This window comes from Acidovorax sacchari (assembly GCF_042847045.1).
Taxonomy (GTDB): Bacteria; Pseudomonadota; Gammaproteobacteria; order Burkholderiales; family Burkholderiaceae_C; genus Paracidovorax; species Paracidovorax sacchari.
The window spans coordinates 819,845-838,520 of record NZ_AP035783.1 but is presented as its reverse complement, the minus strand read 5'-3'; the positions used below and the strand labels follow the sequence as shown (position 1 = coordinate 838,520).

Annotated in this window: 18 protein-coding genes and 1 other RNA gene; 6 read left to right on the top strand and 13 right to left on the bottom strand. The window is 67.8% G+C overall.

What is annotated here, in order from left to right; all coding sequences use genetic code 11:
* Positions 1-50: 50 nt before the first annotated feature.
* Positions 51-770 carry a glutathione S-transferase N-terminal domain-containing protein gene (locus tag ACGHC0_RS03840; protein ID WP_288493950.1) on the top strand — a complete coding sequence of 240 codons (720 nt, stop codon included), beginning with the start codon at positions 51-53 and terminating at the stop codon, positions 768-770.
* Between the two features lie 31 nt (positions 771-801).
* Here the strand turns inward: ACGHC0_RS03840 and chrA are convergent, their stop codons facing one another.
* The 3 genes from chrA to ACGHC0_RS03825 form a co-directional block, all read right to left on the bottom strand.
* Positions 802-2,160 carry a chromate efflux transporter gene (gene chrA, locus ACGHC0_RS03835; protein ID WP_415267478.1) on the bottom strand — a complete coding sequence of 453 codons (1,359 nt, stop codon included), beginning with the start codon at positions 2,158-2,160 and terminating at the stop codon, positions 802-804.
* Positions 2,161-2,218: 58 nt separating this feature from the next.
* Positions 2,219-3,241 carry a Bug family tripartite tricarboxylate transporter substrate binding protein gene (locus tag ACGHC0_RS03830; RefSeq protein ID WP_415267477.1) on the bottom strand — a complete coding sequence of 341 codons (1,023 nt, stop codon included), beginning with the start codon at positions 3,239-3,241 and terminating at the stop codon, positions 2,219-2,221.
* 68 nt (positions 3,242-3,309) lie between these two features.
* Positions 3,310-3,849 carry a MarR family winged helix-turn-helix transcriptional regulator gene (locus ACGHC0_RS03825; RefSeq protein WP_368354058.1) on the bottom strand — a complete coding sequence of 180 codons (540 nt, stop codon included), beginning with the start codon at positions 3,847-3,849 and terminating at the stop codon, positions 3,310-3,312.
* Positions 3,850-3,912: 63 nt separating this feature from the next.
* Between ACGHC0_RS03825 and ACGHC0_RS03820 the strand changes: the two genes are divergently transcribed.
* The 5 genes from ACGHC0_RS03820 (at position 3,913) to ACGHC0_RS03800 (ending at position 10,400) form a co-directional block, all read left to right on the top strand.
* On the top strand, positions 3,913-5,223 hold the full coding sequence (locus ACGHC0_RS03820; RefSeq protein WP_368354057.1) for a flavin-dependent oxidoreductase: 1,311 nt from the start codon (positions 3,913-3,915) through the stop codon (positions 5,221-5,223).
* 73 nt (positions 5,224-5,296) lie between these two features.
* The gene (locus ACGHC0_RS03815; RefSeq protein WP_368354056.1) at positions 5,297-6,967 is read left to right on the top strand and encodes an MBL fold metallo-hydrolase; all 1,671 of its coding nucleotides are present in this window, start codon (positions 5,297-5,299) and stop codon (positions 6,965-6,967) included.
* Positions 6,960-7,763 (top strand): rRNA pseudouridine synthase, encoded by an 804-nt coding sequence (locus tag ACGHC0_RS03810; RefSeq protein WP_368354055.1) that lies wholly within the window; start codon positions 6,960-6,962, stop codon positions 7,761-7,763. Before ACGHC0_RS03815 ends, ACGHC0_RS03810 begins: the two co-directional genes overlap by 8 nt.
* A 50-nt stretch (positions 7,764-7,813) precedes the next feature.
* Positions 7,814-9,055 carry a YjgN family protein gene (locus ACGHC0_RS03805; protein ID WP_368354054.1) on the top strand — a complete coding sequence of 414 codons (1,242 nt, stop codon included), beginning with the start codon at positions 7,814-7,816 and terminating at the stop codon, positions 9,053-9,055.
* Positions 9,056-9,071: 16 nt separating this feature from the next.
* Positions 9,072-10,400, top strand: a complete 1,329-nt coding sequence (locus tag ACGHC0_RS03800) for a M48 family metallopeptidase (protein ID WP_368354053.1) — start codon at positions 9,072-9,074, stop codon at positions 10,398-10,400.
* 83 nt (positions 10,401-10,483) lie between these two features.
* Here the strand turns inward: ACGHC0_RS03800 and rnpB are convergent.
* From rnpB to ACGHC0_RS03750, 10 genes are all read right to left on the bottom strand, one after another.
* An RNA gene (gene rnpB, locus ACGHC0_RS03795) (RNase P RNA component class A) lies at positions 10,484-10,821 on the bottom strand.
* Positions 10,822-10,830: 9 nt separating this feature from the next.
* Positions 10,831-11,247 (bottom strand): hypothetical protein, encoded by a 417-nt coding sequence (locus ACGHC0_RS03790; protein WP_368354052.1) that lies wholly within the window; start codon positions 11,245-11,247, stop codon positions 10,831-10,833.
* A 131-nt stretch (positions 11,248-11,378) separates the two neighbouring features.
* Entirely contained in the window at positions 11,379-12,122 is a 744-nt protein-coding gene (locus tag ACGHC0_RS03785; RefSeq protein WP_368354051.1) for a hypothetical protein, read from the bottom strand.
* A 98-nt stretch (positions 12,123-12,220) separates the two neighbouring features.
* A complete protein-coding gene (locus ACGHC0_RS03780; RefSeq protein WP_368354050.1) occupies positions 12,221-12,604 on the bottom strand; it encodes a hypothetical protein in 384 nt (127 codons plus the stop codon).
* A 132-nt stretch (positions 12,605-12,736) separates the two neighbouring features.
* Entirely contained in the window at positions 12,737-13,285 is a 549-nt protein-coding gene (locus ACGHC0_RS03775) for a hypothetical protein (protein ID WP_415267476.1), read from the bottom strand.
* Entirely contained in the window at positions 13,282-13,545 is a 264-nt protein-coding gene (locus tag ACGHC0_RS03770; protein WP_415267475.1) for a hypothetical protein, read from the bottom strand. Before ACGHC0_RS03770 ends, ACGHC0_RS03775 begins: the two co-directional genes overlap by 4 nt.
* Before the next feature lie 162 nt (positions 13,546-13,707).
* Entirely contained in the window at positions 13,708-14,037 is a 330-nt protein-coding gene (locus tag ACGHC0_RS03765; protein ID WP_415267474.1) for a hypothetical protein, read from the bottom strand.
* A gap of 16 nt (positions 14,038-14,053) precedes the next feature.
* A complete protein-coding gene (locus ACGHC0_RS03760; protein ID WP_415267473.1) occupies positions 14,054-14,977 on the bottom strand; it encodes a hypothetical protein in 924 nt (307 codons plus the stop codon).
* A gap of 14 nt (positions 14,978-14,991) precedes the next feature.
* A complete protein-coding gene (locus tag ACGHC0_RS03755; protein ID WP_415267472.1) occupies positions 14,992-15,351 on the bottom strand; it encodes a hypothetical protein in 360 nt (119 codons plus the stop codon).
* Between the two features lie 23 nt (positions 15,352-15,374).
* Positions 15,375-18,608: a transglutaminase family protein gene (locus tag ACGHC0_RS03750; protein WP_415267471.1), complete on the bottom strand. Its 3,234-nt coding sequence runs from the start codon at positions 18,606-18,608 to the stop codon at positions 15,375-15,377.
* Positions 18,609-18,676 lie beyond the last annotated feature (68 nt).

Genomic DNA, 18,676 nt, shown 5'->3' with positions numbered 1-18,676 from the left:
CGCGCGATGATGGCGCCTCCCGTCCCTGACGCCCCCCCCGAGGAGTTCCGATGACCGACGACGTGCTCGCCGCCTTCCCGATCACCCGCAAATGGCCCGCCCGCCATCCCGACCGCCTGCAGCTGTATTCGCTGCCCACGCCCAACGGCGTGAAGGCATCCATCATGCTGGAGGAGACCGGCCTGCCCTACGAGCCGCACCTCGTGCGCTTCGACCAGGACGACCAGACCTCGCCGGAATTCCTCTCGCTCAATCCGAACAACAAGATCCCGGCCATCCTGGACCCCAACGGACCGGGCGGCCAGCCCCTGGCGCTGTTCGAGTCCGGCGCGATCCTGATCTATCTGGCCGACAAGACGGGCCGCTTCCTGGCCCCCGCGGGCGCGCAGCGCTATGCCGCGCTGCAGTGGCTGATGTGGCAGATGGGCGGCGTCGGCCCGATGTTCGGCCAGCTCGGCTTCTTCCACAAGTTCGCCGGCAAGGACTACGAGGACAAGCGCCCGCGCGACCGCTACGTGGCCGAGAGCTGCCGCCTGCTGGGCGTGCTGGACCGGCAGCTGGCCGACGGCCGCCCCTGGCTGGTGGGCGAGGACTACACGATCGCCGATATCGCGGTGTTCCCGTGGGTGCGCAACCTCGTGGGCTTCTACGAGGCAGGCGAACTGGTGGATTTCGACCGGTTCACCCACGTGCGCCGCGTGCTGGATGCCTTCGTGGCCCGGCCGGCGGTGGCGCGCGGGCTGGAGATTCCCGCGAGGACCCCGGCCTGACGGTCTCTCGTGCCGGGGCCCTGCCCGTGGCTCACAACCCCATCGCGAGCCCGGCGAGCCCCGCGGCGAGGATCACCGGGATGACGCCCACGCGCCAGCGCACCAGCGCCACGGCCGACACCGCCCCGATGAGCAGCATGCGTACATCGGGGCCCGCGTGCAGGCCCTGCGGCCAGAACACGTGCAGGGCGAAGAACACCGCCAGGTTCGCGATCACCCCGACCACGGCCGCCGCGATGCCCGCCAGCGGCGCCGCGAGCCGGAGGTTGCCGCGCGTGGACTCGATGAACGGGCCGCCCAGCAGGATGAAGACGAAGGACGGCAGGAAGGTGAAAAACGTCACCACGGCCGCCGCCGCCGCGCCGGCGAGCGGCAGCGCGTCCGGACCGAAGAGCGCGCGGGCCCAGCCACCCACGAAGGCGACGAACGACACCACCATGATGAGCGGCCCCGGCGTGGTTTCTCCGAGCGCCAGGCCGTCCATCATCTGGGCCGGGGTGATCCACTGGAAGTGCTCCACCGCGCCCTGGTACACATAGGGCAGCACCGCGTACGCGCCCCCGAAGGTCATGAACGCCGCCTTGGTGAAGAACCAGGCCATGTGCACCAGGACGGCATCGCGGCCGAACGCCGCCCACAGCCCGCCCATGGCCAGCAGCCAGAGGGCCGTGCCGGCCGCCAGCACCGCGCACGCGCGCCGCCAGGAAAAGCGCGCATGGGCGGGCACCGGTGTGTCGTCGTCGATGAGGGCGCGGCCCTGTATCCGGGGCGTCCCCGGCGGAGCGGCGGTGGCCACCGCGGCGCCGAACGCCGCCGGACGCAGCCTGCCGCCGATGTAGCCCGCCGCCGCAGCGGCCGCCACGATGGCGGGGAACGGCGCATCGAAGGCGAAGAGCGCGATGAACGCCGCGATGGCGATGCACCACAGCCAGCCGCTGCGCAGCGACCGCCCCCCGATCCGCAGGGCGGCCTGCGCCACGATGGCCGTCACCGCCGGCTTGATGCCGTGGAAGACGCCCGCCACCGCCGGCGCATCGGCGTGCGCCATGTACAGCCAGGCCAGGGCCACCAGGATGAACAGCGAGGGCAGCACGAAGAGCACGCCTGCCAGGATGCCGCCCCACGTCCGGTGCAGCAGCCAGCCGAGGTAGGTGGCGAGCTGCTGCGCCTCGGGCCCGGGCAGCAGCATGCAGTAGTTCAGCGCATGCAGGAAGCGCTTTTCGGAGATCCAGCGGCGCCGGTCCACCAGTTCGTCGTGCATGAGCGCGATCTGCCCGGCCGGGCCACCGAAACCGATGAAGCCGAGCTTCAGCCAGAAGCGCAGGGCCTGTGGCAGGGACACGGGCGACGGGCTCGCGCCCTCGGCGGCAGGAGTCGGCATGGGGTCCATCGCTAGGAAAGGTTCGTGATTTTCCCCGGATTCCGTGCCCGCCGCGGGCCCTTCGCCGCTACTCCTCCGACGAGAAACCCGAGGCGGCGACCACCGGCGCCCAGCGATCGCGCTCCTGGGCCAGCTGGCGGGCGTATTCCTCGGGCGTTCCCGACGCGGGCTCGAAGCCGAGCTTGGCCAGCGCCTCCACGACCGCCGGATCGCCCACGGCCGCGCGGGCGGCTTCGGCCCAGCGCTCGGCCACCGCCGCGGGCGCGCGGGCGGGCAGGTAGAGCCCGTAGCTCTCCACGCCCTGGATGCCCGCGAAACCCTGCTCGGCGAAGGTGGGCACGTCGGGCAGGAAGCGCGACCGCTGCCTGTCGCTCACCGCGAGCACGCGCACGCGGCCCGTGGGCACGTGCGGCAGGCAGTCGCCCACGCTGAAGCAGCCCGAGGCCACCTGCCCGCCCATGAGGTCCTGCAGGCCGGGTGCCGCGCCGCGGTAGGGCACGTGCGTGAGCGAGATGCCGGCGGCCCGCGCGAACTGGTTGCCAAGGAAGTGCGGCATGGCGCCCGCGGCGGGAGAGGCATAGCCCTCGGGCTCGGGCCGGCCCTTGGCCCATTCGGCGAACTGCTTGAGCGTCTTCACCGAATCAGGCACCTTCGGCCCCACCATGAAGCCGCAGGTGGATAGCGCCACCGGCGCCACGGCGATGAAATCCGTGGCGGGCTTGTACTGCAGCCGCTTGTACACGTGCGGATAGATCGTGAGCATGGACGAGGGGCTGAGCACCACGGTGAGCCCGTCGGGCGGCGCGTCCTTCAGCGCCGTGAGCGCGATGCGCCCGCCCGCGCCGGCGCGGGATTCGACCAGCGTGGTCGTGCCGTTGCGTGCGCGCCAGCTCTCGGCCAGGCGCCGCGCCACCACATCGACCGAGCCCCCCGCGGGAAATCCCACCAGGATGCGCTGCACGCTTTGCTGCGCCGCTGCAGGCCCGGCGGAGCCGAAGCAGAGCGCGGCCAGGGCCAGGCCGGCATCGCGCCGGCGGATGCCCTGCGGCGGAAGAGGGCGGGAGGCGCCCCGCGGGGTGGAATGGGTCATGGTGCTTGTCTCCTGGAAGTGTTCGAATCATGCCGGACTGCGTCGCCCGTACCGGCGGGGGCGTATCTTCACCCGGGGCCGGGCGCCGTGCGGGCCAGCCGGTCCAGCAGCGGGTGCAGGGTGTCGCCGCCGGGGCCCAGGGATGCGACCAGCGCGGCATCGTGCGCGCGCACCCGGGCCGACAGCGCCTCCAGCGCCGCACGGCCCTGCGGGGTGGGATGGAGCAGCCAGGAGCGCCGGTCCTGCGGATCGGCCTCGCGCTGCACCCAGCCCTGGGCGTGCAGCCAGTCCACCAGGCGCATGCCGCCGCTGCGGTGCAGCCCCATCGCCTCGGCCAGCAGGCCCTGGCGCAGCCCCGGATTGCCCACCACCAGCACCAGGGCGGCGAACCGCTGCGGGCTCACGTCATCGCCCACCGCGCGCAGGAAATCGAGGTACAGCGCGTTCTGCGCCCGGCGCAGCGCATAGCCCATGAGCTGGTCGAGCACGCCGTAGCGCAGCCCGGGCAGCGGCTGCAGCGGGCCCTCGGGCGCATCGGATGCCCGGGCGGCCGCAGGGGGACGTGCGCCGGGACTGCGGGTTTTTGCGGAGCGCTCTTTTTGTTGCATGGCGCAACAATAGTGAAACGCATTGATCCGCGTCAAGCGGCATTAACCCGGAGAACGCACAGCATGACCTCGCCCTCCCCCGCTTCCTTCCAGTCCACGCCGCGTCCGCTGGACATCGTGATCGCCGGCGGCGGCATCGGCGGCCTCGCCGCCGCGCTCGCCCTCTCCGCCCAGGGGCACCGCGTCACCGTCTGCGAGGCCGCGGCGCGGCCCCAGCCGCTGGGCGTGGGCATCAACCTGCTGCCGCACGCGGTGGAGGTGCTGGACGGCCTGGGCCTGCTGCCCGCGCTCGACGCCATGGGCGTGCGCACGCGCGCCCTGGTGTTCGCCAACCGGCACGGCCAGCCGATCTACGAAGACCTGCGCGGCACCGAGGCCGGCTACAGCCATCCGCAGTACAGCGTGCACCGGGGCGAGCTGCAGATGCTGCTGTGGAACACCTGCCTGCAGCGCCTGGGCGAGGAACGCGTGCGCGCCGGCACCCGCATCACCGGCTGCACCGAGGAAGCCGGCGGCAGCGTGCTGGCGCAGGCCGAGCTCGCCGACGGCGGCACCGCCACGCTGCGCTGCGACCTGCTCATCGGGGCGGACGGCATCCATTCGGCGCTGCGGCGCCAGTTCCATCCCCATGAAGGTGCGCCCCGCTGGAACGGCATGATGATGTGGCGCGGCACCACCTGGGCCCGACCGTTCATGGACGGCCGCACCATGGTGCAGGCCGGCCACCGCCGCGCGAAATTCGTCGTCTATCCCATAGCGCCGCCGCGCGCGGACGGGCTGCAGCTGGTCAACTGGGTGGCCGACCGCCGGCTGCGCGAGGACGGCTTCGGCGGCGGCCTCGTGGCCCCGGGCCGCGAGGACTGGAGCCGCCCGGGCTCGGTGGACGACCTGCTGCCCACCTTCGGCACCTGGCGCTTCGGCTTCGTGGACGTGCCGGGCCTGATCGCGCAGGCCACGCAGATCCTCGAGTGGCCCATGGTGGACCGCGACCCGCTGCCGCGCTGGCGCCAGGGCCGCGGCGTGACGCTGCTGGGCGACGCGGCCCACCCCATGTACCCGATCGGCTCCAACGGCGCGACCCAGGCGCTGCTGGACGCGCGCGCCATCGCCGAGGCGCTGGCCGCCCGTCCGCACGACCTGCCCGCCGCACTCGACGCCTACGAGGAAGGCCGCCGGCCCATGACCGCGCGCATCGTGGAGCTCAACCGCGCGGAGGGCCTGGACGCCATCCTCGACATGGTGGAAGAGCGCGCGCCCGATGGTTTCGAGCGCATCGGCGACGTGCTCGATCCCGCGCTGCTGGCCGACTGGGTGCGCAGCTACAAGACCGCGGCGGGGCACCGGCAGTCGGCGCCGACGGCGACCGCGGCCTGAACCGGGGCCGGCCACCGCACGGGCGGGAAGCCCCTCTGCCGGCAGGCAGGGGTGCGCTGCCGATAATCCCCGGATGCCCCGCCCTTCCCAACAACTCCATCCCCACCGCGAGCCCGCCGCCACGCGCGCGGCCGCCACCGTGCTGCTGCTGCGCGACGCGCCCGGCGGCAGCCTCGAAGTGCTCATGACGCGGCGCTCGCCACAGGCCAGCTTCGCGCCGGGGGCCTACGTCTTCCCCGGCGGCGCCATCGACCCGCAGGACGCCGAAGCCATCACCCATGCGCAGGCCGACCGGCGCCCCGCGCAGACGCCGGACCGCGTCACCCAGGCCATCGCCGCCATCCGCGAAAGCTTCGAAGAGCTGGGCGTGCTGCTCGCGCGGCGCCCGGACGGACGCTTCGCCACCGCAGAAGACATCGCCGCGCTCGACCGCAGCGCAGCCTTCGTGCCGCAATGCACCGCGCGCGGCCTGCGCCTGGCGGCCGACGCGGTCTTCCTGCTCGCGCACTGGACGGCCGACCGCGACCTGCCCAAGCGCTTCGACGTGCCCTTCCTGGTCGCGCGCATGCCGCAGGGGCAGGAGCCGGTGGCCGACGAGACCGAGCAGTTCGAGCCCGTCTGGGTGCGCCCGCGGGATGCACTGGAGCGGCATGCGGCCGGCCAGTTCTTCATGATCTTCCCGACCATCCGCACGCTGGAGCGCCTGGCGGAATTCGCCAGCGCCGACGCGGTGCTCGCCGCCGTGGCCCACGAGCAGCCGCTGTGGACCAGCTGCCCGCGCGCCGGCCTGCTCGCGGGCCGCGAGGCGCGCTACATGGAGCACGAGGCCCCGTACGGCGAACTGGCCCTGGTCTGCCCCGACGGGCAGATCGTGCATCCGCTCGACTGGCAGCCCGAGCGGCCCGTGCCCCTGCTGCGCAACCTGCAGCGGCTCACCGCGGCCAATCCCGGCGCCATGACGGGGCCCGGCACCAACAGCTACCTGGTGGGCGATCCGTCCACCGGCTACATCGCCATCGACCCCGGCCCGGCCGACGAGGCCCATCTCGAACGGCTCTGGCATGCGGCGGGTGGAGACATCCGCGCCATCGTGTGCACGCACTCCCATGCCGACCACGCGCCGGGCGCCGCCCCGCTGGCCGCACGCGTGGCCGCGGCCGGGCGCCCGCGCCCGCCCGTGCTGGGCCTGCCTTCCGCCCCCACGGCGCGCGCGGCCAGCCGGTTCACGCCCGACCGGGCACTGGCCGATGGCGAACGGCTCACCTTGAGCGGCCGGCAGCTGGAAGGCGACGTCACCCACACGCTCGAAGTGGTCCACACCCCCGGCCATGCCGCGAACCACCTGTGCCTGCTGCTGCGCGAGGACGGCCTGCTGTTCAGCGGAGACCACATCCTCAATGGCAGCACCACCGTGATCGACCCGCCGGACGGCAACATGGACGACTACCTCGCCTCGCTCGACCGTCTCGACGCGCTGTGCGAACGCCACGGCGTGGAATTCATCCTGCCGGCACACGGCCATGCGATCGCCGGTGCGCGCGGGGCGATCGCCCGGCTGAAGGCACACCGGCTCGCGCGCGAGGCCAAAGTGCTCGCGGCCATGCAAGCCCTGCCGGAAGGCAGCATGGACGACTGGGTGCGCCACGCCTATGCCGACGTGCCCGAGCGGCTGTGGCCCGTGGCGCAGCGCTCCCTGCTCGCCCATGTGGAGCGCCTGCGCGCGCTGGAGGCCGGCCATGCATGATCTTTCCCCCGATGGCACCGGTGCCGGAGACGCCGGCCACATCCGCCTGTCCAAGCGCGTCGCCGAGATGCGCGGCTGTTCCCGCCGCGAGGCCGAGTGGCTCATCGAAGGCGGCTGGGTGCAGGTGGACGGCCGGATGACCGAGGCGCCAGGCGCCCGTGTCCGCCCGGACCAGGATGTCGTGGTCGCGCAGAACGCCAAGGCCGAGGAAGCGCCGCCCGTCACCCTCCTGCTGCACAAGCCCGCCGGCTGGGAGGCCGGCATCGGCCAGGGCCCCGCCGGCGATCCGCGCCAGGCGCGCAGCAGCGGGGCACCCGATGCCGGCACGCTGCTGGAGCCCGGCAACCGGTACGTGGGCGACAGCCCGCCCGTGCGGGTGCTGCAGCGGCATTTCCGGCAGCAGGAGTGCTTCACGCCGCTGGCCGACGCCGCCAGCGGGCTCGTGGTCTATACGCAGGACCGCCGCATGGCGCGCCGCCTGGCCGAAGACATCGAGCTGCTCGAGCAGGAATGCATCGCCACCGTGGAGGGCCGCATCGCCGAGGGCGGCCTCGAGCGCCTCTGCCGGGGCCTGGAATTCAACGGCCGACCCCTGCCGCCCGCCAAGGTGAGCTGGCAGAGCGAAACGCGGCTGCGCTTCGCGCTCAAGGGCATCCGCCCAGGGCAGATCCCCGCGATGTGCGAGGCCGTGGGACTGCAGGTGACGGCGCTCAAGCGGCTGCGCATCGGCCGCGTCTCGCTCGCCAGGGTGCCCGAAGGCCAGTGGCGCTACCTGCTGCCCTGGGAGCGCTTCTGATCCCCGTGCCGCCGCGATAAACTGCCGGGCTCTTCGAGGGAGGCACATCCATGGATCAGCGCGTCGAGCCCCACGTGGCACGCATGGCATCGTCGTTCACGTCGCACGGCATCGAGCCGCATCCGCTGGAGTTCTCCGGCAGCGGCGGCGAGTATTTCCGCGTCTGGATCGTCAACGTGCTGCTGGGCATCCTGACGCTGGGCCTCTACACCCCCTGGGCGCGCCGCCGCACCGCGCAGTACTTCTACGGCCACACGCTCGTGGCCGGCAGCCCGCTTGAATTCACCGCGCAGCAGCGCCGCATGGTCTTCGGCTTCATCGTGCTGCTGGTGCTCACCGCCGCCTACCAGATCGCCGTGCGCACCGGGCAGGACACCGCGGTGGGCCTCTTCATCCTCGCGGGCGCGGCTCTCGCCCCGCTCATCTGGGGCAGCGCCATGCGCTTTCGCCTCGGCAACACGCGCTGGCGCGGGCTGCGGCTGCAGTTCACAGCCGGCTGGCGGCAGGTCTATGCGGCGAGCTGGCCCGTGTTCGCCATCGCCGCCCTGTGGCTGGCCGCGTTCTACGGGCTGCAGGCGCTGGCGCCGGAACCCGTGGCCGGCGCCTCCGGCCGCCGGATCCCGCAGGTCAGCGCGACCATGTGGGGGCTGCTCGCGCTGACGTTCGTGCTCACCGTGCTGTGCGCCATCCGCCTCGAATACAACTACCGCAGCATGCTGGTGCTCCATTCGCGCCTGGGCACCGAGCCCGGCCGCTGGAAGCCCGTGTACTCGGACTTCGTGAAGGTGTGGCTCGCCACCCTGGGCGTGTTCCTGATCACCGTGGCGGTCATGGGCGCCATCGTGGGCGTCGCCTTCGGCGGATCGCTGGCGCTGGTGTCCGGCAAGACCCGGGGGATGGGGCCCTGGCTGGCCCTGCTTTTCATCGTGGGCATCGTCTTCTTCGGCTTCATGGCGCTGCTGGTCTCGGCACCGGCGCGCGCCTACCGCGAGGCACGCATGTTCCAGATCACCTGGAACCAGATCGGCGTGAGCCACATGGCCCGCTTCAAATGCCACCTGCGCGCGCGCCGCTTCGTCGGCCTGCGCATCAGGAACCTGCTGCTCACCCTGCTCACGCTGGGCTTCTACCGCCCGTTCGCCCGCGTGAATGAATACCGCATGAAGCTCGAGTCCGTGACCCTGCACGTCAAGGGCGGTGTGGACCAGCTGGCGGGGCAACTCCAGCGCCAACAGCAGAACGGCGTGGGCGACGCCCTGGCGGATGCCGCAGGGCTGGACCTGATCGGCTGAACGGCTCCCGTCCGCCATGACCTCCACCGCGGCGTCGCCACCGCCACCGGACTCCCCGCCCCGCACGGTCCCGCAGCCCGTGCCCGCGCGCTGGTTCGACGGGCGCAGCAGCCAGGGCCGCGCCGTGCTCGCGGCCATCGCCCCCGGCCCGCGCGGCCCCGAACTCACGCTGCACCCCGTGGGCGCCGAGGGCGGGGACCCCGAGCACTTCGCGCACGATGCGGTGGACTGGCCCGAGGCCTGGAACCCGCGCCGCCCTCCCCCTCGGCTGGCGGTGGACCTGGGCGAGCGCGGCAGCCTGGAAATCGCGGGCGATGGCATCGCGCGCTGGCACGCCGCGCTGCAGGCGGCCGGCCACCGCGCCGGCATCGCCCAGCGCATGCAGACCCGCTGGGGCGTGCTGGCGGCCGTGCTGCTCGCCTCCGTGCTGGTGCTGGCGCTCTTCTACCGCTACGGCACACCCTGGCTGGCCACCCAGCTGACCCGGGCCGTGCCCCTGGGATGGGAAACCTCCCTCGCGCGGGAAACACTGGAGCGCATGGACGGCGACCTGCTGCGCCCCTCGCGCCTCGCGCCCGGGCGCCAGCAGCAGCTGCGCGCCCGCTTCGACACGCTCGTGCAGGGCATGCCGTCGGCGCCGCAGCGCTATGCGGGCTACGCGCCCGCGCTGCGCCTGGAGTTCCGGCGCGGCATGGGCGCCAACGCCTTCGCCCTGCCGGGCGGCACCGTGGTCGTCACCGACGGCCTCGCGGAAACCGCGTCCCGCCGGGGCCTGGGCGACGATGCCCTGGCCGGCGTGCTCGCGCACGAGATCGGCCACGTCGTGTACCGCCACACCACGCGCACCGTGGTCGAGCAGGGCGTGCTCAACATCGGACTGGGCCTGGCGCTGGGGGATGTCTCCAGCCTGCTGTCCACCGGCGGCGCCCTCGTCACCGGCCTGGCCTACAGCCGCGCCCACGAGCGCGAGGCCGACTGCTACGCCCTCGCGCTCATGGGCCATGCACGCCTGCCCACCGCGCCCATGGCCGACCTGCTGCTGGCCATCGCGCAGGAGCAGCGGGAGGCGCCACGCCGCGGCAAGGCGCCCGCAGGCGACGGCACAAAGGATGGCCGCGAGGAAAGAGACGATGCGGATGGAGCCGCGAACCAGGGCGGCGAAGCCGGCACGGCCGCGAAGCCTCCCGAAGCCCCGGGCAGCAGCCCGGCTGCGCGCGAGACGCCTCCGCGCAAGGAAGGCGGCGGCGACAGCGCATGGATGGGCCTGCTCGCCACCCACCCGGGCACGGAACAGCGCGCCGCGGAACTGCGCGCCGGCCATGCGCCGCACTGCGCACGGCCTTGAATGCAATGCAATGCGATGAAGGATGCGGGTGCCACCAGGCATGCGGCGGCGCCTGCAGGACGCAGGCGCATGGAAAAACAAAAGTGTGAAGCGCGCCGATAAGCCGGATTCTGTGCATGCGGTTGCCCGCATGTGACCGCCATTACTCTGGGCCGGGGGTCGCCCACCCGGCTCGATGCTACCTACCCGCCAGCTCCGCGGAACCACGTCAACGCTGGCCTACTTGGTATTGCTGCGCGTAGAGATTGCCCGTTTCACCCCGGCTGGTCTGCCTTGCGGCACTCCTTCCGGACTCGTCTCTGTTGCTCTGATCCTCACCTCGCGGTGGACAGCCGTTAGCTGCTACGCCGTCCTGTGCAGTCCGGACGTTCCTCCAGTGCGGCCTTTCGGCACTTGCACCAGCGGCGGTCTGGCGCGCTTCACGGGGGGATTATCGCCGAGAGGAGGAGCAAGGGGACGCCCCCGGTTCCACGCGGGCGAAATGGACGTCCACCAGTTCCTGGTCCGCCTCCATCCCCGCACCCATGCGGGCCAGCATCTGCATGAGCGCGGCCGAATACAACCACCCCGTGGTGCCGGCACCGCCCCCTTCTTCCTCGCCGTAGATCAGCTTCAGCAGCAGGAAGGACGCGCCGTCGCAGTAATCGGACACGCGCGGCAGCCGGTCCGCCATCCAGCCCAGGTGGTCCAGGAGGGCCTCTTCCTCCCTCTTCCAGGACTGCAGGAATTCCGGCGCGCCGAACACCTGCTGCGCCCGGTACTGCTGCCTGGATATCGCATAGTCCACTTTGGCGGATCGCCACAGCAGGAAGGCATCGCCGCCAGTGCCCGGCAAACCGGAATCCATGGCCAGCCCACCCGGCGGCTTCCGGACGTGGGCCACAACCCCCATGGGAATACCGGCGCTTACCGCGGCAGAGGAAAACTCCGTGGCCCTGAAGCCTTCGCCTCCTGCCTGCAGCAGGAACCGCAGCAAGTTCATGGCGCCGGCCGCCGGGGCGGATGCAATAGCAGGTAGGCCGCCCGGAAGTACCCATCGACATCCACCGGCGCCTCGCGGCCAGTCGCTTCCCCGTGGCGCAACATCAGATCGACCAGGCGTTGGAGTTCCTCGAAGCAGGAGCAGGCGCGCGCATGCACGCGCCCCAAGCCGTCGAGCGCCACCTCGCAAGCCACGGACGGTGCGATCTTGCCGAGAAAGAAAAGCACGCTCGATTGCACTTCCCCGCCATAACGGTCGAAGTTCCGGGCGATATACCGCGCCAACGCCACGGCCTCCGCTCCGGGAACAAAACGACCCTCGCAGGCCCGTTCGATCCATGCATCGAGCCCGCCTGGCATGGAGCCGTCCAGAAGCTCCGGCTCCATGGTGGCCTGGAATTCCGCGATGCAGGTGCGCGGAGCATCGTGCCCCGGCCCGCCGGGGTGCCCCTCTGGATCTGCAAGATGCTCTGCATCGGATGCGAGAAGACGGCATCCGCCTTGTTGCCGGACCCACGCCTCCAGCCCGTCAGCCGGAAGCGCCGCGATGGCCCGGGCCCATTCCAGGTTCTCATCGGACGGCAGCGCGCTGAGCCCTTGTGCGAAAGGGTAGAAGTGGTGGATGGCGAACAGCCGCTGTGAAACATGGCCGAACGCGAGTATGGCCATACTGTCGGCCTCCACGAGCTCGGCACGAGCGGCGGCAATGGCTTCGTTCGGGCTAGCGCTGGGCTTGGTCATGCAACACCCTTTTCAGGCTCGAACCACCGAGAGGCAGCCCAACACCCTCCAGCGCGAGGGTGAACAACTCCTGGTAGCGCAGCAATGCATTCATGGCACTAGCGTCCTTCAGATTTCGCCCGACGCGGCGATTTTTTCGACAGCTGAAGCAGCAGCCCCATTCCCACGAGACCCATCGCCAGCGTACCGGACAGCCATAAGGGCAACATCGCCAACTGCTCATCGCGCCCCGCCAGGAAGCCCATCATCAATACGTAACTATGGAATGCATAGCCTGTGCTGAAGCCCAGCAGCATCAGCGCGAACAGTGCTTGAGACCGTATCGACTGACCGCCCACCGCCGTGGCCTCCTCGCTCCAGCTTCGGCAGGCAGCCACGAAGCAGAGGCATGACACCGCGGCCACAGCACCTAGCTTCCACCAGGCGTCCATCGCACCGATGGCGGCCTTCAAACACAGTCCGGCAAACAGAGTGATGATCAAAAAAAACAATCGCGAACTCAAACCTTACCCGTTTCAGCCCAACGAGCAGTACCCCAGCCAAGGCACCGAGGCTTGCCAGATAGAAAACCAAAAGAAGCTCCTGCATCTACCACTCCTTATCCCAACTTCCATTCATTCCCTATCAAGCATATTTTTACCATGCATCGAGTGAGCCTTGATGAAAATTAGTTCGTAGCTCAAAGGAGAGAGAGATGGCATATAACCATCATGCTCCAGAGGAAATCTATCAACAAACTTTTCAGAAACGAAAAGTTGCAGCAACTCACCAATTAACCTGGCAGCGGCCTCACCCATTGAGAACAGAACGCGCTGCCTACTTTCAGACCGTAGATCGAGACCAAATGCAGGCCTCTCCCAATAGTCAATTTCAATTCCTCTTAACGGACAAATCCATTCAAATTTTTCAGGCAGCTGAAAACTCCTCGAAAAAGGACACGGTTTTCCATATACCCGCAAAATCATTTCCCCGCCATGGTCGTCGAAGCTGGTTTTCAACCTAACTTCCTCATTCCCTTCAATTTTCATTTCTTTTAAAAATCCCGCAAGCTTTAGCAGCGCAGAGTCAACGCCCACTATTGCTATTTGAGGTATGACCATATGCTCAACCTCACGCGCCTCCGACACAAACAGGGCCAACCCCTCGACATTCTCAATATTCATTCTTCAAGCAGAGCCTCCATATTTCTGGAATTTTCCGCAACATTCCCCAATACAGCCACAGCGGCGGCAAAAGTGCGTTTATGCCCGATGTCGATGCTCACCCCGGGGAACTTCACACTCCGCACCACGCCCCAGCTGTACACCGGCTGCGCCACCGCGTGGAACAGCCCGTAGCTCAGCCCCGGGTTCTCCACCATGCCGGCGGCGTTCTGGCTCAGCCGGCTGTGGCTTTCCGTGGCCGCGAACCAGCTCCAGATCACGGCGGTGAGCAGGTCGCCGCTCAGGCGCTCGCCCGCAGGCCTTCCACGCTGCCAGCCTGCAGCAGCCCTTTGGCCTGTTCCAGCCGGTCCTTCAAGACATCCAGTTGCGTAGGCTCGCCACTTGACACGCGGCCAACTAAAGCCCACTGAAAAAATGAAAAATCAGGTCCCTACCTCACCTCGAAAATCTTTAGAAATCAGATATTTTTTTAATTTTTCGAAATCAAATTCGTTATTCTCCATAATTTCAATCACGCCGATATTTCTCTTCACCCCTCTCACGTATACATCAAAGTCACCATAAAATATCACAGCGCGGCTTTTTTTCTTGATTTTCTTTATTTTATTGATTTTAATATCTTGAACAACAAAATTTCTTGTTATTTTTATGCCGTCGTCTCCGAAATCTGCATGAAAATTTTTCCCAACAATTCTCCCAAGATAAAATAACAAAGCAACAAATATCGCAAGGAAAAATATTTCGATATACATAAATCAAAGCATTTTATTAATAAAAAAACTTGCCTTTTGTAATCTGATAGAAAACATATAGTCCCAACGCCAGTCCTACAATAGAGCCTGCGCCAAGCAAAGCAGCCATTGCACCTAACGCAGAAAATATCTGTATAGCGTCAAGGCTATCACAATAGTCTATTCCTCCACATCCCTTAGGATCCCATCCATCGCCGGCCAAATATATAGAAATCAAGGTTATTGCGGCTACTGCAAGCATCAGCCAAGGAACAAATGTCATTGCAGCAATGAGGCCCGCCTTGGCCAACAGCGAGGCCAGCCCAATAATAATGAGCAAGGCCCCACCAGCCTCTCCCACTAAAGAGAACCATCCGCCGTTACTACCTCCCTCAATCGTGTAGGCTCCCGCCCCCGTCCCCTCCTCAAGCACCGTAAACCCCGCCCCCACCCACCCGCTCTGCGCAATCGGCGCTTCGTGGATGGTCACCTCCTTGCCCTCGTCCAGCGCTGCCTGCACTTTTGCCCGCGTGCCCGGGCTGTGCGCCACCAGCGCCGTGTTCACGATGTTGGGCTGGTTCGCATACACCTGCGGCGTGATCGTGTAGATCTTCTGGCCCTGCTGCGCGGCGAGCCCCAACGCTTTCACTGCGCTGATGCCCTGGGGGCAGTCCGGCAACCCAGCCACTGGATTGGCGCTGCCTGCCAGGTTGCATTTCGCCGGATCGCTGAAAAAGCGCTCCGGCACCGCGTGCTCCAGCGCGCTCATGTATTGCCCTCGCATCCGGTTGTAGGCCACCCATTGCGCCTTGTCGTTGCTCCGCGACCAGGCCAGGTTTCGCATGTGCCCGATGTCGATGTTTACCCCGGGAAACTCCACCCGCCGCACCACGCCCCAGCTGTATACCGGCTGCGCCACCGCCTGGAACAGCCCGTAGCTCAGCCCCGGGTTCTCCACCATGCCAGCGCCATATATCAATCAACAACTGCTTTTATAAAGAATAATGCTATAGCAACATATGCGATCACAAGAGAGCCCAAACTCAAAACAGGACGCCTCTTCATGTCGAAATATGGAATATCCAAAAGAATTTGCTCTCTTCTCTCAGATATTATGGGTCTCAAGTATTTCCCGGAAAAAAATACAAACACGACGCATAAAAACACCGAAAACCAGAACGACGGCGTCACTCCGAAAGAAAAATACCCGACGATCAATGGAGCAGCAAAATCAAAAAATAAACGAAGAAATGTCTTTACTCGCAAACCATCTAAATCATCCTCTACAGAAAAATAAAAAACCTCGCCAGCTAAGCAAAGAAACAAAACCAGCATTAATGAACCTACAAATAGAGACATCAGAAAAACCATCCCGATATAAAAAATATACCAAAATTCATCAAAGAAAACGGCAACACCTGATTCAAGGGACCGAAAGTAATCATCGAATTGTAAAAAGCCAATGTCACACTCGACAACAATATCGAAGCCAAGCCCTTTAAAGCAGTAAAAGCAACCAGCCTATTCAGCTGTTGATCATTATTTATTTCACCAAGGCCTTTCAACAAACCAAAGTAACTGAGAGTCGCCCCGCCAATACCCATAATCGCACCCAGCGCCCCAATATATCCAGCGAGAAACAGGACCCCCACAAAATAAGCGGCAATGACTAAAATGGCAATCGCAAAAACGACCTTCAACCACCCACCATTACTCCCCCCTTCAATCGTATAAGCCCCCGCCCCCGTCCCCTCCTCAAGCACCGTAAACCCCGCCCCCACCCACCCGCTCTGCGCAATCGGCGCTTCGTGGATGGTCACCTCCTTGCCCTCGTCCAGCGCTGCCTGCACTTTTGCGCGGGTGCCCGGGCTGTGCGCTACCAGCACCGTGTTCACGATATTGGGCTGGCTCGCATAGACCTGCGGCGTGATCGTGTAGATCTTCTGTCCCTGCTGCGCCGCCAGCCCCAGCGCCTTCACTGCGCTGATGCCTTGCGGACAGTCCGGCAACCCTGTTACCGGGTTAGCGCTGCCTGCCAGGTTGCATTTCACCGGATCGCTGAAGAACCGCTCCGGCACCGCGTGCTCCAGTGCGCTCATGTACTGGCCCCGCATCCGGTTGTACGCCACCCATTGGGCCTTGTCGTTGCTCCGCGACCAGGCCAGGTTGCGCATGTGCCCGATGTCGATGTTCACCCCGGGGAACTCCACCCGCCGCACCACGCCCCAGCTGTACACCGGCTGCGCCACCGCGTGGAACAGCCCGTAGCTCAGCCCCGGGTTCTCCACCATGCCGGCGGCGCGCTGGCTCAGCCGGCTGTGGCTTTCCGTGGCCGCGAACCAGCTCCAGATCACGGCGGTGAGCAGGTCGCCGCTCAGGCGCTCGCCCGTCAGGCCTTCCACGCTGCCGGCCTGCAGCAGGCCCTTGGCCTGTTCCAGCCGGTCCTTCAAGGCATCCAGTTGCCGCGCGCTGATGCCTCCGGCGCTGATGCCGATGGCCGTGGCCTGGCCCGCCACATGGCTCGCGTCCGAATTCAGGTCCCATTGTTGCGATGCATCGCCGAGCACGGAGAAGCCGCCCTGGCCCACCAGTTCGGACCCCATCGTCACGGCCTGCGTGCCCTGCGCCACCACCTGGCCGTCCAGCATCAGGCGCGGCTTGAGCCGGATCAGGTAGCCCGGCAGGCTGGTGGGCAGCTCGCTGGGCTGGATGGGGCTGCCGTCCGCATGCGGCTTGGGCAGGTAGCTGGCGATCAGGTCCGCGCTCGCGGTGTCGGCCGGCTCGTAGCCCAGGGTGAAGCGGCGGCCCACGAGTTCGCTCGTGGCCTGGGTGTAGGTGAGCAGTTCGTTGCCCCAGGCGTCCGACAGGGTGTAGCGGAAGCGGTGGCGCAGGGCCTCGGGCACGGCAGTGGCCTGCTGCGCGGCCTGGACGCGCGCCAGGGGCGTGACACCCACGAGCACGCTGGACACCCTTTGGGCCACGATCTTGCGGCCGATGACATCGCCCACGGTGGCATCGGGCTTGCGGCCGTCGATGTAGGCCTTCAGGCGCGCCTGGTAATCCTCCATCCGGGCCTGGATGGCCGCCTGGTTGAGGTTCTGCACCCAGCCTTCCTGCGCGTTCACGGTGGCGCCGCTCTGCGCCGCGGCGAGCAGGGCCTGGGCATCGAGCGGCACGGCGGCCTGCAGGTCCATGCCGGAGGCGTAGTCGTATTGCTTGAAGCTCGCATCCAGCGGCACCCAGGCATTGAGCGGGCCCTGCGGGTTCGGGTGCTGCGTGGCGCTGCCGTTGACCGAGCCGCGCGCGGGCGCCCAGTTCACGTAGGCCTGCACCCAGGCGTGCTCCATGCGCAGCGCCACGGGCTGGCCGTCGCTCACCAGCAGGCGCGTGGCGATGCCGCCCTGCGCCATGAGCTGCTGCGTGGCCTGGGCGTTCTGCGCGTTGCCGACCCAGTTCATCGCCTGGGCGATGGGGACCTGCACGGTGCCGAACTGGTAGCGGGCCGGAATGCCGGCTGCACGCAGCAGGGCGATCTGCAGGCCGGCGATGTCGATGGCGTTGCCGCGCCGCTTGTCCAGCGTGTCCTGGGCGTTCTGGATGGCGCCCCAGGTGGGCACCCATTCGATGGTGTTGCGCACCCAGTTCTGGATGTCCACCGGGTTGCGGCCCAATTCCTCGGCCTTGGCGCGGATCGCGGCGGTGAGGGTGACTTCGGGCGTGGCCGCCAGGTCGTCGGCCACCGGGGCCTCGCCGGGCTCGGGCGGCACGTCGAAGTGCAGGCCGCCCGGGCCGGCGCCGGCCTGGGCCAGTTGCACGCCCTCGGTGGCGTAGGTGTGGCGGTACCAGGCGGCGCGGGTTTCCGCGGGCAGGCGCTCCGTGGGCTTCGGTGTGCTCCAGGGCAGTGGCCCCACGCCCATGGGCACCTGGGGCTTGGCGGCGGGGTAGCGCTCGAAGTAGGCGGCCAGGGCCTGCACGGCGGCATCGCCGGGTGCCTGGCGCCACTGGCGGATCAGGCCGCGCAGTTCTTCCGCCCGCAGGCGGACGGCCGCATGGGCCGCGTCGTGCCGGGCCAGGATCTCCGCGCCCACGGCGCGGCCTCGCAGTTCCGCGCCCTGGGCCTCGAAGTCGGCCAGCACGGCATCGGTGTCGGCATCGATGGCATCGAGCAGTTGGGCCATCTGCGCGCGGTCGGCGTCGTCAGGCGCGGCGGTGGCGGCGCGGGCGGTGGACGGCACGGCGGCGGCGGTGCTCTTGCGCCCCGCCACGTCCGGCGCTGCGTTACGTCCCGCGAGCTTGCGCACCAGGTCATGCACACGCACCAGGTTGCGGCTGGTGCGCTCGCTGGCCTGGGCGCCGGCCGGCTGGGCGGCCTGGGCCTGCGCGACGCGCGCGGTCTCCACGCGCTGCTGCCACTGGGCCGCGCGCCGCAGCTGCGACTGGGCGAGCGGGCTGGACGCGGCGGCGGTGCCGTTGCCGTCCTGTGCCAGCGCGCTCAGCGGCTGCAGCGCCAGCGCCAGCTGGGCCGCGATGACGAAGCCGCCGACGGGCCGCAGCACCGGGCGCCACGCATGGCGGGTGTTCGACGATGGCATGGATGGGTTCTCCCTCGATTTCTTTGAGATGCAGTGCGGTGTCGTTGGCATGCTGTGCGTCCGCCTCC